The sequence below is a fragment of the Streptomyces atroolivaceus genome (genome assembly GCF_000717025.1).
In the GTDB taxonomy this organism is placed as follows: Bacteria; Actinomycetota; Actinomycetes; order Streptomycetales; family Streptomycetaceae; genus Streptomyces; species Streptomyces atroolivaceus.
In genome coordinates this window covers 20567-33155 of sequence record NZ_JNXG01000027.1, presented here as the reverse complement: position 1 = coordinate 33155, position 12589 = coordinate 20567, and the positions used below count along the sequence as shown (strand labels likewise).

Below are 12589 nucleotides of genomic sequence, written 5' to 3'. Positions count from 1 at the left end.
CCGCGACGCGAAGCCGGAACGGACCGGGCTCCGGGCGGCCCACTGCGCTTCGAGGCGCTCGATCTCGGACGGCAGGAGGAGGAGGAGCTGCAGGCGGATGCCTGAGCACTGCGTCAGCTGCTGAACCCTGTCGGCCGGTCGGGGGTGCGGTAATGAATGGGGGCGAGTCGGACATGATGGTTGTGGCGGGGATCCTGACGCTGTTCTACTGGCTCATCCCCACCGCGGTCAGCGAAGGTCCTGCGGGAACCGCGACCCGCAACTATGTGGCCCGGGACAGTGACGGCGGCCGGTGGTTCGTGAAGGCCTACCTGGCGAGCACCGATCTGGACGAGGAGCGCCGGGCGCTCGAGCTCTGCCAGTTCGCGCGGCTCGGCGGCCTGCTGGTGCCGGTGTTGTGACAGACCCTGGAGGGTGGCGGCCTTATCGCGGCGGCCGGCGGCATGGCGGTGCCGGTCGCGGCGTGCTTCGAGAACATGGAGACAGCGGAGGGCGGTCTGTCCGGCGATCGGTGGGCCGCGGTGGGCGAGACTGTCGGACGCCTGTACCGCATCCTGGCCCAGCACCCGGCCGGGCCTCCGCGCCGCGTGCCCGCACGGGAAGTCTGCGATGTGAAACGGGCGCGGCAGCGCCTTGACCGGCTGCTCGTCTTCTTCGCCAAGAAGCCGCCCGCCTCTGGGTTTCCTGCCTGGGCGCGCGAGACGGCCGCCCGGCGGCTCGACGCGCTGCCCGCCGTGACCGCCATGATCAAAGGGCTGTGGACGTCCATGACGGTGCAGACCGTCCACGGCGATCTGGCCTCGTCCAATCTGCTTCTGCGCGGACAGCGGGTCGCGGCATTGATCGGCTTCCGGCCGCCCGGTCACCGCAGCCCGCCTGGGAGCTGGGGCGGATCATCCTGGACCCGCGCACCGTTCTGGCAGAGCCGCAGTGGCCGACTCGGCCTGGGTGCAGCTGTCGCTGCCTATCGGGCAGCCGACCCGGCGCTGCCGGCCAAAGAACTCCTCGCCGTACCCCGCCTTGCCGCCGGGTACCTGGTGTGCTCGGTGTATCCCCTGTGCGGGGCCGTCGACGACCCGGCCGCCGTGACTCCCGAACTCGCGGCGTGCGGCCACAACCGGCAAGCGGCTATGGCCGGGCTGTGCGAGCGGCTGGTGGAAGCCGAGGAGGTGGTGCTCCATGACCTCCTTCGCTGACTCTTCCTCCGGCGCCCGGCCGTCGCTGTGGCGGCACCGCGACTTTCGCCGTTACCTGAGCGGGCAGGCGGCCAGCGTGACCGGCAGCTCGATCAGCACCATGGTGATCCCCGTGCTGGCGGTGCTCGAACTGGGCGCGACCACCGCCGAGGTTGCCTGGCTGACGTTCCTGGGCCAACTGCCGCCGGCACTGATGGCGTTGCACGCCGGGGCCCTTGCCGACCGCCACTCCAAGCGGAAGCAGATGATCGCCGGCGACCTGGTCAGCGCCGCCGTGCTGGCCAGTGTGCCGGTGGCGGCGGCGCTGGACCGGCTGTCCTTGACCCAGCTCATGGTGGTCGCGGCTGTGCAGGGTGCGGCGGGGGTGCTGCATGATGCCGCCGCGATCAGTCTCCCCTGCCCAGCCTGGTCGACCGGTCTCTGCTCCAGCGGAGCAACAGCCGCATCGGCGGGCTGTTCGCCGTCGCCGCCACTGTGGGCGGCAACCTCGGCGCCGCCCTGACTGCGCTCCTCGGCCCGGCCCGGGCGCTTCTCGGGGACGTCCTGTCCTACCTCGTCAGTGCCTGGTGCACCGCCCGTATCCAGGCTCTCGAAAGTCCCCGGTCGGCATCGGAGGGCCGCACCGAGATCTGTGAGGGCCTGCGCTATGTGAACGGCGACTACCGGCTGCGCACTCTGACCCTTGTCAACGCCACGACGTCGTTCGCCCTGGCGCTCCTCAATACTTTGTGGGCGCTGTACCTGCTCCGGTCCCTCGCGATGAGCGCGACCGCGTTCGGTGTGCTCCTGGGACTCGGGGCGCTGGGCGCGGCGGCGGGTGCACTGGCCGCACCGTCGCTCGCGGCGCGGTACGGGCCCGGGCCGATGATGCTCGCCGCGCTCGCGATCACCCCGCTCACCCAGGTCCCTCTGCTCCTCGCCTCCTCGGGCCTGGTCTGGCAGTTCGCCATCGGCGCCGCCCTGTTCCTTCAGCTAGCTTGCGCCGGGGCCGCGGGGACGACCCAGCGCACCATTCGCCAGGTCGTCACCGCCGACGGCATGCAGGCTCGGATGCAGACCGTGAGTACCTGGCTCACCTCCGGTGCACGGCCGGTGTGTAGGTTCCGCAATTCCGTGGACACTTCCGCGTGATCATGGACACGGTTTGGACATTTCCGCGTGATCATGGACACCGGTAACGTTCAGTGATTTTCAGTTGTTGACTGGACGCACCCACCGTGCCGACGTCGTTCCCTCACTGGTTTGACTGCGGGACGCAGACGGCGGGCTGGGGCGAAACGTCACCGCCCGGGAGGCGGGTGCGTGCCGCGACGGGGCGGCGAGCCTGCGTCCGCGGCTCGCCGCCCGCTTGTAAGGGTTGTTGCAGAAGGATGGGTATGGGCAGGTGACAGCACCGCTTCGGAGCCGGCGAGCGCAGCCATGGCCAAGCAGATCGGGCGCTTCCGTGGCCATCATGGTTACGCGCTTGCAGTCGCTCATCGGTCGCGCACATTCCGGGATGGGTTGCAGGTGCCTCCGGCGTCACCAGGTCCTGAAGCGGCGGTGGAGGTTGCGGGCGACGTGGACGCCCGGGCCGCCGAAGCCGACGATGTCGAGGCGTCCGTCGCCGGTGATGTCGGTGAGGAACCGGGGGTGGCGGTCGACGCGCCAGGCGCCTGCGTCGTCGTTGTATCCGAACCCTCGGCACACCAGCTGGGCCTGCTCGAAGGTGCCGTCGCCGTTGTTGTGCGATGCCCAGACGCCCTCGTTGCCGAAGCCGACGATGTCCGGGGTCCCGTCGCCGGTGACGTCGGCCAGGAGCCGGGGGTGCTTGTCGCCTGTCCATCCCTGGGCCTGCCCGTAGTCGTTCAGGACGAGTTGGGAGGGCTCGAACGTGCCGTCGCCGCGTCCGCGTGCGACGGTGACGCCCTGCGGGCCGAAGCCGACGATGTCCGGTACCCCGTCGCGGGTGGTGGCGACCACGAACCGGGGGTGCTCCCTGATCGAGCTCCACCCCTGGTCGACCCCGAAGTCATCAAGGACGTACAGAGGTTCGGCGAATGCCCCTTCTTCGTCCTGGAGGGATACCCAGAGGCCGTCGTCGTGGCAGCCGATGATGTCGAGCCTGCCGTCGCCGGTGGTGTCGGCGAGGAACCTGGGATGCTTGTCGACCAGCCAGCCACCGGCCTCCTCGCTGTGGCCGAACGCCTGGAGTGCGGGTTCGTCGGAGAGCGGTGCGAACTTTCCTTCTTCGTCCTGGAGGGATACCCAGAGGCCGTCGTCGTGGCAGCCGATGATGTCGAGCCTGCCGTCGCCGGTGGTGTCGGCGAGGAACCTGGGGTGCTTGTCGATCAGCCAACCGCCGGCCTGCTTGCCATGGCCGAATGCCTTGAGGACCAGTTCGCCGCCTACGGGGGTGAACGCCCCGTCCTCGCCCTGTGCGGACACCCGGACTCCGCCGGTACACAGGGCGACCACGTCGGGCTTGCCGTTGCCCGTCATATCCACGACGGACCACAGATCCGCCGAGTTCGGGGTGGCCACCCCCTGGTGCAGCGGGCGTTCGTCGTCGAACGTCCCGTCGCCCCGGCTGGACGAGGTCACGGCTCCCTTCGTGGATCTGATCCCCACGATGTCGGCCCGTCCTGTTCCCTCCGTGTCGGCGAGGAACCGCGCACCGACCCCGTCCCAGCGGCCCGGTTCCCCGCCGGGGGAAGGGGTGAGCGCATCGTACTTCCAGTCGGCGGTGTCCTGGTCGCTCCCGAACTTCTCCAGAACCAGCAGGACGTTGCTGAAGGAGGGCGTCGCGTCGGGCGCCGGCCGCAGCGAGGTCTTGTTGTGGGTCAGTCGCCAGGACTGGCGGCTGTTCCAGTGGCTCAGCGGCGCCCAGTCCAGCACGAGGTCGCTGGTGCGCTCCGGCTCGGCCGGGACCAATCGCCACCGCTGGCTCTCCGCGAGGTCGTCGTACTCGCCAAGGACGATCCGGGTGTCGTCCTTACCGGGTTCGTCGAGGTCGAGCACGGCGCCGTCGGCGGCGCCCTCGATGAAGTAGAGGCCCGCTTCGCCCTCGACGGGGACGAGGCGCCACTGCTGGCCCTTCTTGCCCGAGGCGTCCGACTGGCGGACGCCCTGGCCCGCGGCGGCCGGGGTGTCGAGCACTTTGCTGCCGGCCGTGTTGCGGATGACATACGCCGGGTCGTCCTGCGAGCCCGGCACGTGGGTGAACTGCCACAGCTCCGGGCGCGGGCCGTCCTTGGGGTAGTCGCGGACGACGAGCGTCCCGTCCGCGGCCGGCGTGGCCTTCGCGCCGAGGGGCTGGCCTGTGGCGGCGTTGACGATCTCCAGCTTCAGTTCTTGCGTGGGCACGGGCATCGTGGTGCCTCTTCCAGGCGGGTGGGGCGACGGCTCAGGACGGGTAGGGTGTGGCGGCTGCGGCTCACGTGAAGACGTGGTGGTAGGGGACGTCCCACTCGCTGGGGAGCCGCGGGTAGAAGGTGTTGATGACCGTCCCGGTGAAGTCCCCGCCCCAGTTGTAGGTGAGCCGCGCTTCGCTGTCCTTCGCCACCGTGTGGTCCTTGAACCCGAGGATGGCGTCGGGGTGGGTGATCGGCACGAAGGTGATCCCGCCCCACGGCGTCACCGTGACGACCCACAGCTGTGTGTCCTCCACGGCACCGTTCTTCCCGCGCCACTTGTCGGCGACCTTGCCGGGCAGACCCACCTGCAGGGTGTCGGCCGTGCTCTGCGGGGCGTCCTGGTGCACGGTGACGCGCCTGCGCTGCGGCTTCGGGGTTCCGTCGTCGCCGCGGCCGGCATCCGCGTCGGCCGTGCCGGCGGGCGGGGGCGTCACCTGGCCCGCGGCGCTCTCGATGAAGTACAGAGGCCGCTGCCCGAAGAAGCCGCCGGGGGTGATGTGCCAGAGGTGGCCCTGCGCGTCTTTGGTAGCCGGGTCGAGCGCGGTGGCCAGCTTGACGCCCTTGTCGTGGCTGCTCGCCGCCAGTTCTGCGGGTCGCAGGTATCCGCCGTTGAAGGCGTGGACGAGCATGACGGGCCGGTTCTCGACGAGTGCGGCCACGATGGCGTTGTCGTAGCTGTTCACCGCCACCGGGCCGCCGACCACCAAATTCGCCATTGCCGTGCGTTCTTGGGTGTACATCGCGAAAACCTCACCTGTTCTTGATGTGGAGAACAATGCCTCGGGCGCTCAGTGAAATGGTTTATCACGCGGAATTCCGCACGCTCAGTCGTGCGCGAGAGGGGGTGGCTCCATAACCGAATGTGCGACCGAAGCAAATGGGATCAAAGTGGCAACATTCGAGGTCGCCGCGCTGCGGCGGAGAGTCAGAGGGCCCTCGATCGGGTGATCAAGGGCAGCGGGGAATCTTGACCACCCGTTTGAGTGCGATGCGCAGAAGTGCCTACTCGGCCAAGGGGGGCCCCTGTTAGCTTCATTTGCCGGAGCGTGTACAGATTCCCTTTTCGCCATTTCACCGAGTGCGGTTTCGGCCAGATCAGTCGAGGACAGAGATTGCCTTCCAACGCGTACAACCTGGAACGGGCCAAGCGCCAGCCGCTGACGAAGAAGAACCTACGGGAACTCAACATCGAGCAGACCTGGCAGTCCGTCCTGGAGCACCCCAGCCTGGTCTACGTTGACGACTACGGGGTGCGGCACAAGCCCGTCGGGTTCTCCGTGAACAAGTCGAGCTTCGGGTCCTTCCCCGGCACCGCGTACAAGCTGGGCTGGCTCGCTTACATGAACCTCGGGGAGCCGCTGATCGAGGAGCGGCGCAACATCACCCAGCCGCCGCCCGACACGTTCTCCTCGCGTACCTACGTCAACCGCAGCCGGGATCCGATGAACTTCACCGACTCGGTCGACTTCACCGTGTCGAACGGTGCCACCTGGTCGCTGTCGGGAGACACCAAGCTCACCTTCGGGGGCAGCGTCAGCGCCCAGCTCGCGCTGCAGCTGCAGGCCAAGCTCGGTCTGAATCTGCAGGGGCAGCTGGGGACGCAGCTCAAGAACGAGATGGCGAACAAGAACGCCAACACGGTGACGAACAAGAACAGCAAGGACAGTGTGGGCGTGGACAACGCCAACACCGTCGACACGTCGGTGAGCAACGGGATGACGAACTCCGCCTCGACCTCCATGACCGGCTCGGTGGACTTCACCACCACGGGCAGCGCATCCGGCACAGCGGGCCTCAACGCCGCGCTCGCCGCGGGCATCGCGGCCTCCGTCGGCGGATCCCTGTCCACCGGCTGGGCGTCGAAATCGCAGATCTCCGGCACGGTCCAGCCGGGCTCCCGCGTCGAGACCATCGTCACCCAGCGCCGTGCACTCAAGCAGTACACCTACGAGATCCCGGTGACCTTCTCCGGGTTCCTCGCGGTGAACTACGCGGTGCCGGTGACCGTCCTCTCGCCGCCGCAGCCGGACGACTACCCCCGGCTCGCCCCCCTGGTCGCCCGCGACATCAGCGACCTCGACCTGGCGGGCGGCGGCTTCCGCATGAAGGGTCTGGCCGAGGTCGTCTCCGCTCTGGAGGTCCACCACACGATGTTCGACGGCGAGAGCCTCACCGACAGCGACCGAGACCTGTACAAGCAGCCGTGACCGGCAGGCCGCGCCGCCACAACGACCAGAGGTGACGACCATGGTGTTCAAAAACGTCTTCGACTCCGCGGGAACGGGCGCGGGGCTCTTCTCGGTGACCACCGACCACGACAAGCCCCGACCGGGAGCGGGCGTCGACTTCGAGGACGCCGACGACGACACGTACGACGACACGACCACGAGCCTGTTCACCAGCGGGATCCACGGGGCCTCCCACCGGGCGAAGATCGTGCAGGAACAGGCGCCCGAAGCACGGGCCATCCTGGGCTTCCTCGCCTCCTTCATCCAGACCACCCAGGCATCGGCCGGCACCCAGGCCGCCTACGCCCAGGACCCCGGCTCGGTGTCCACGGCCGCGGCCGCCGGCATGGACAAGTCCAGCGAGACCGTGACGCAGCGCGGCGACCTGCAGAAGGACGAGGGCCTGAAGGCGCCGAAGAGGGACGACTTCAAGGCTCCCGATGCCCCGGCTTCCCCGAAGGCCGAGGAGCCCCCCAAGGCGCCCAAGGCCACCGCCGAGAAGCCGTCCGACTCCAAGTAGGTTCACAAGGTCCCAGTGGTCAGGGGCATCACTGCCCCTGACCACTGGTGTGTTCACACCGGAAGGAGCTGCCACTGCCGGTCGCGGTGGTCGCCCTGCGCCCCGTACTGCTTGATCACCGTGGGGGCGTTGGTCTCGACGCGCAGCAACAGACCGCTGTTGCGGTTCGCGATCTCATAGACCCGCGGGGTGTCGGTCACCGAACCCACCGGGATCAGCCTCCACTGCTGGTGCTCGGCGTCACTGCCCTCGTAGGCGCGCTGCGCGACCACCGCCCCGTCTACGGTGCCGCCTCCGACGACCTCCAGGACCTTGCCGCTGCGCAGGTTCTCGATCCGGTACAGGACCTCGCCGTCGTCCTGGCCCGACGCGATCAGCCGCCACCGCTGGTGTGCCCGCGGAGAGGCGAGGGACTGGTGGATCTCGGCCCCGTCCCTGGTGGACTCCCGCAGGACCCCCATCCGCAGCCTACTGCGCACGTTGGCAAAGGAGGCCACGGTGCCCGACTCGGGCAGCCCGGCCATCACCGCCGATGCGACCTTCCGGATCCGGTGATTCTTGTGGTCAGCGATGTAGAGGGCGTCGACGCAGTCCACGGCGACCCCGAACGGCTGGTTCAGCTGAGCCTTGGTGGCCGGGGCCCCGTCACCGGCAGATCCTGCGGCGCCAGTGCCGGCGACGGTGCTGATGTTCCCGTCCGCCGTGACTTTCCGGACCCGGTTACTGCCGTACTCAGAGATGTAGAGGGAACCGGAGCTGTCCAAAGCGATTCCGTACGGCCTGTTCAGCTGGGCCTTGGTAGCCGGGCCGCCGTCACCGCCGGAACCTGCGACGCCGGTGCCGGCTACCGTGCTGATCTCACCCTCGGCCGTAACCTTCCGGATCCGCTCATTACCCGAGTCGGCAATATAGACAGCACCGGTGTCGTCGACCGCCACTGCGTACGGTGTTTTCAGCTGGGCCTTAATGGCGGGGCCACCGTCACCGGCGACGCCTGCGGTACCGGTGCCGGCGATCGTGCTGATGTTCCCGTCCGCCGTGACCCTCCGGACCCGGTTGCTGCCGTACTCGGCAATGTAAAAGGCACCGGAGCTGGCGAATGCCAACCCGAACGGCCTGTTCAGTTGCGCTTTGGTAGCCGGGCCGCCGTCACCGGCGGAATTGGCGGCGCCGGTGCCGGCGACCGTGCTGATCCCGCCCTCGGCCGTAACCTTCCGGATCCGGTGATTACCCGAGTCGGCGACATAGACAGCATCGGTGCTGTCCACCGCGATCTGGCGCGGACAGTTCAGCTGGGCCTTGGTGGCCTGGCCGCCGTCACCGGCGACGCCTGCGGTGCCGGTTCCGGCGATCGTGCTGATCTTCCCGTCCGTGGCGATTTTCCGGACCCGGTGGTTGCTGTAGTCGGAGAAGTACAGGGCACCGGTGCTGTCCACCGCCATGTCGTACGGACCATTCAACTGGGCGGAAACAGCCGACTCGTTCTCCCCCTTGAACCCCGCTGCCCCCGTCCCCGCGATCGTGCTGATACGAGGAGAGGATTCCTCGCCTCCGGTGGCTTCTGCCTGCGGAGTGCTCATGGTTGTCCCTTCACTGTTCACCGGTCGCCCAGTACAGCCGGTTCTAGAGGGATTCCAACAAGCCATGTGGGCATCCGGTCGGCAAAGTCACCAACGGGTGCCTCCACGCGTTGCGTTGACGCTGGCCCCGCGGGCCGGCTGCGACCTGCGGTCAGCGCCTGAGGTGACGCACGGGCGGACCCGGTGGCTGACATGCTGCCCACCCTCGGCTGTCGGCATCGCCATCAGCCCTCTGCCGCTGATCGCGGTGATTATGATGCTGGCCACCCCCGAAGGCCACTCCAACGGCATTGCCTTCACCAACGCATGGATGGGATCCGTCATCGCCGCGCGTCGAGGACCTGATCACCCGCTCCTACGGCCTCGCCACACGATGCCGCACGGACGGCGGAAGAGCCGATGCCAACACCGAGGCAGCGCTGCCCCTCTTCGGAGACGAACCCGCTGCACTCACCCTTGCATCCCGCGCATGTCCCTCAGCACCGACTGAACATGCTGGAGACCGCCGTGGGCTTCGAGATCTCCAACCACCACACACGCCCAGTCATCGCGACGCCACGCGGCCGGGCGCTCCTCGAAGAAGCACAACGCCTTTTCGACCTGCTCGACCAGCAACCACCACACCGTGCCGACGGCGCTCCCGCACTGGCCTGACTGCGCGACGCAGACGGCGCGTCGGGGCCAAACGGCTAAGACCGTGTCCGATGTGGTGAGCCGAGCTTACCGATGGGCGTGTGACGTCCGCCGGCTCGCCTACCGGGCGAACGTCACCTTCACCGGTGCGTTCGGGCAGCCGGCCATGCCGTCGTCGAGCGCCTGGCGCTCGGTGTCGTCGACGGTGAGCTGCCAGCGCATCTTCACCGCCACCCAGTCGCTCAGGTACTGGCAGCGGTATGCCTCGGCCGGCGGGAGCCATGTCGCGGGGTCCTGGTCGGCCTTGGAGCGGTTGGAGCGGGCGGTGACCGCGATCAGGGCCCGGTCGTCGTCGAGGTCGTTGGCGTACGCTTCGCGCTCCTTCGCCGTCCACTGCCCGGCGCCGGAGTCCCAGGCTTCGGCGAGCGGCACCATGTGGTCGACGTCCAGGCCGCCGGCGGCGTCGACGTAGAGGTCGTCGTAGGGGCTGTACCACTGGCCCCCTGTGAGTGCGCAGCGCGCGCCCTGCTCGGGTGCGGTGAACGCCTCCGCCAGCAGCACTTCCTTGCGGGTGTTGCACCCGTCCTTGTCGGCGTCCGTCCAGTGCTTGAACGAGGTACGTGTGTAGCCGGCCCGTGACTCGTCGGCGGCGGGCAGCGCGTTGACGGCGTCCCGCAGCGGCAGGGCGAGGGTCTCGCCCGCCTCTCCCAGCGGGCCGGCTTCGGCGTGGGCAGGGAAGGTCAGAGCGGCGAGGGCGGCCGTGGCGGCCGCGAGGGTGGTCAGAAGACGCACGAGCGGATCCCTTTCGAAGAACCAGAACGGTCCAGATCTTCGTAGCGGGGCCGCGCGCTTGGCCGGGGCTCATCGGTGGGCGGTTCACTCTGGTGCGCGGAAAGTCGGATCGCGTGTTCATACGCCGACGCCGTGAACACAGCGGGCGTCGGCAGCCAGTTGGGTTGCTGCCGGTGGCGTCAGGCTGGGCCCCGCGGTTCGGCCTTCGGGTCTCGTGCATTTTGGGGGTGTCGGGTGGCTGCCCGTTTGCGTGCCGGCGGCCGTGCCCCGTGGACGTGACCTGCGGTCGCCAGGCCCGTTGATGTACACACACCCGAACGGTTTAAGGGAGCAGGCAAGCATGGCGACGTGGAAGCAGTTCATCGACGGTCTCACCCAGGGGCTCGGCGCGGAGAACGTCAAGGGGGGGGCAAAGGACCTCAAGGTGGTGGCCACCGTGGATGTCCCGGCCACGGCCAAGGACGGGTCCAAGAAGACGCGCCGCCAGAAGGTGCACTTCGAGTACGACGGGGAGAACACGCACTGGATCGCCGCCACGTCCTTCATCGGCCCGATGACCGAGCCGAAGGATGCCACGACGTTCCTCGAGTTCCTCGGAGACGACGTGGCAAACCCGGGCGGCGTCATCGTCGACGGTCAGGCGGGCGTGCGCAGTCACTTCAGCCTGGACGAGTTCGACAATGATGTCGTGGATGACACCGACAAGAAGCTCCTCGAGATCGCCTGCATGACGGCCCTGATCATCGGCAGGGGGGCCGACAAGCTCGAGGAGCTGGTCACCGGGGAAGACGTCCAGTAGCCCCACCCCCAGGGCGGTGCGGCACGCCAGGGGGCGACACGGCGGCGGAGGTGACGCCCCCGCCGCCTTCTGCCCACCGCTCCTGCGCAGAGTCGCGCGACCCGGGTGCCGCGTGGCGCCCAGGCCACTGCGGCGATCAGCGTCATCGGCGTCCAAGTGGTCGGCGTACGCCTGGCACCGCACCGGCGCTCAAGGTGCTGACGCCGGAGTCTCAGACAATGAGGGCCACAACCCATGAGGTCGACGTCCAGCGGGGATGCAGGTGGTGACCTGCGCAGGTGCCTAAAGCACCCTGATGTTCACGACGCGGCCCCTTCGTACTCGACCTGAGCGCACTCCACGAGCCCTCCGGGGCCGACGCCCTCACTGGCGGAGGCCGCGACGCCCGGCCCGCCATTGTCCGGCTCGATCATCTCCAGTCCCTGCTTCTCCATTCCGGTCGGCACAAGCTCACCCTTCCCACGCGATGACATGCTGACGGGCCCGTGATCCCGATCGGGCCTGGGATGCGCCATCACTTGAAGGAGTGGTGGCATGGCTGGGCCCGGCCCGGTACGCCAGGGCTACATTTGGTGGAGGGTGTGCCGGTGCCCGATACTGCACTCACCACCGCAAACGGCCGGCGGTCCCGCGGCACGAGACCCGGTCCTGCTCGACGACGCGCTGCTACTGCTGCAGCGGCTTGACCACGCGACCAACACGCCCAACGTACATCGCCCAAGGACCCCAGTTCTGACCAATCCTGGCCCCATGGCCGGTCGCCGGTCGCCGGTCGCCGGTCGCCGGTCGCCGGTCGCCGCAACATAGACCACAATCGCCGGTTACCCATACCGGCGATCCTCGCGACACTTGAAGCTCCCCCTTTCCCCGGAACTCCAGCAGTCCGCCATGCGCGCGACCTGCTGGGCGCAACGTCGGAGGAGCCATCCCCCAGCCCCACTCACACCCGCGCGCCCAGGCGCGTAGGGCAACGAGCAGTACCCAGCGTTACGGTGCAAACGCGTCCACAGAGGGCTTTCGCTCATGATCAAACGACGACGTGTACAGCCGGGAGTGCTCACCGACATCAACACACCAGGTCAGAGGGCCGCGAGTGTCCACGGAGTCGCGGAACCTACACGGTGGCCGCGCTCCTCGCCGGTGGTCTCGGCACATGGATCGGCGTGCGCCCCACCCTGGGTGCCGGTACCTGCCTCCTCGTCGTCCCCCTCGTGGTCCTCTACCGCTCCCCGCTGCGCAGCCTGCTGGACATGCCCAGCTCACCTGGCGTGGCTTCTCCTTCAGCCGGGGCCGTCACAGCTCCGACGCCGTCGAGGCCGATCGTCCTCGATCCTGCAGTCGCCGTGGATGGGCGGCACGACCCCTCTTCGGAAGGGGGCCCGTGAGCACGAACCCGGACACAGCCCCTAACCCGAAGCCCTCATGTGCGGGCCCGCCGCCAGGGGC

Annotated in this window: 13 protein-coding genes; 8 read left to right on the top strand and 5 right to left on the bottom strand. The window is 68.6% G+C overall.

Features of this window, described 5'->3' with window-relative positions; all coding sequences use genetic code 11:
* Positions 1–152 precede the first annotated feature (152 nt).
* From OO67_RS34155 to OO67_RS40555, 4 genes are read left to right on the top strand one after another with little or no spacing between them, the layout of a single operon-like run.
* Positions 153–401: a hypothetical protein gene (locus OO67_RS34155; RefSeq protein ID WP_157841772.1), complete on the top strand. Its 249-nt coding sequence runs from the start codon at positions 153–155 to the stop codon at positions 399–401.
* A gap of 42 nt (positions 402–443) precedes the next feature.
* Positions 444–1196, top strand: coding sequence for a phosphotransferase (locus OO67_RS34150; protein WP_033305721.1), 753 nt, complete (start codon positions 444–446; stop codon positions 1194–1196).
* A complete protein-coding gene (locus OO67_RS40560; RefSeq protein ID WP_279626918.1) occupies positions 1180–1698 on the top strand; it encodes an MFS transporter in 519 nt (172 codons plus the stop codon). The genes OO67_RS34150 and OO67_RS40560 overlap by 17 nt, the downstream gene beginning before the upstream one ends.
* Complete coding sequence (locus tag OO67_RS40555; RefSeq protein WP_279626917.1) at positions 1671–2327, top strand: MFS transporter; 657 nt, start codon at positions 1671–1673, stop codon at positions 2325–2327. Before OO67_RS40560 ends, OO67_RS40555 begins: the two co-directional genes overlap by 28 nt.
* A 390-nt stretch (positions 2328–2717) precedes the next feature.
* Here OO67_RS40555 and OO67_RS34140 read toward each other — a convergent pair whose 3' ends face one another.
* Both OO67_RS34140 and OO67_RS34135 read right to left on the bottom strand, forming a co-directional pair.
* Positions 2718–4547 carry an FG-GAP-like repeat-containing protein gene (locus tag OO67_RS34140; protein WP_033305720.1) on the bottom strand — a complete coding sequence of 610 codons (1830 nt, stop codon included), beginning with the start codon at positions 4545–4547 and terminating at the stop codon, positions 2718–2720.
* 64 nt (positions 4548–4611) lie between these two features.
* Positions 4612–5331, bottom strand: a complete 720-nt coding sequence (locus tag OO67_RS34135; protein WP_033305719.1) for a hypothetical protein — start codon at positions 5329–5331, stop codon at positions 4612–4614.
* A gap of 372 nt (positions 5332–5703) precedes the next feature.
* Between OO67_RS34135 and OO67_RS34130 the strand changes: the two genes are divergently transcribed.
* Both OO67_RS34130 and OO67_RS34125 read left to right on the top strand, forming a co-directional pair.
* Positions 5704–6798, top strand: a complete 1095-nt coding sequence (locus OO67_RS34130; RefSeq protein ID WP_033305718.1) for a hypothetical protein — start codon at positions 5704–5706, stop codon at positions 6796–6798.
* A gap of 40 nt (positions 6799–6838) precedes the next feature.
* Complete coding sequence (locus OO67_RS34125; RefSeq protein WP_033305741.1) at positions 6839–7339, top strand: hypothetical protein; 501 nt, start codon at positions 6839–6841, stop codon at positions 7337–7339.
* A gap of 53 nt (positions 7340–7392) precedes the next feature.
* Here OO67_RS34125 and OO67_RS34120 read toward each other — a convergent pair whose 3' ends face one another.
* Positions 7393–8919, bottom strand: coding sequence for an NHL domain-containing protein (locus OO67_RS34120; RefSeq protein ID WP_033305717.1), 1527 nt, complete (start codon positions 8917–8919; stop codon positions 7393–7395).
* 492 nt (positions 8920–9411) lie between these two features.
* Here OO67_RS34120 and OO67_RS38830 point away from each other — a divergent pair, with 492 nt between their 5' ends.
* Positions 9412–9573 carry a hypothetical protein gene (locus tag OO67_RS38830; protein WP_157841771.1) on the top strand — a complete coding sequence of 54 codons (162 nt, stop codon included), beginning with the start codon at positions 9412–9414 and terminating at the stop codon, positions 9571–9573.
* 99 nt (positions 9574–9672) lie between these two features.
* Here the strand turns inward: OO67_RS38830 and OO67_RS34115 are convergent, their stop codons facing one another.
* Positions 9673–10344 (bottom strand): HNH endonuclease family protein, encoded by a 672-nt coding sequence (locus OO67_RS34115; RefSeq protein WP_033305716.1) that lies wholly within the window; start codon positions 10342–10344, stop codon positions 9673–9675.
* Between the two features lie 340 nt (positions 10345–10684).
* Here OO67_RS34115 and OO67_RS34110 point away from each other — a divergent pair, with 340 nt between their 5' ends.
* Positions 10685–11143: a hypothetical protein gene (locus OO67_RS34110; RefSeq protein ID WP_033305715.1), complete on the top strand. Its 459-nt coding sequence runs from the start codon at positions 10685–10687 to the stop codon at positions 11141–11143.
* Positions 11144–11442: 299 nt separating this feature from the next.
* On the opposite strand, the gene OO67_RS38825 is transcribed toward OO67_RS34110, so the two are convergent.
* The gene (locus OO67_RS38825; RefSeq protein WP_157841770.1) at positions 11443–11589 is read right to left on the bottom strand and encodes a hypothetical protein; all 147 of its coding nucleotides are present in this window, start codon (positions 11587–11589) and stop codon (positions 11443–11445) included.
* Positions 11590–12589: the final 1000 nt, after the last annotated feature.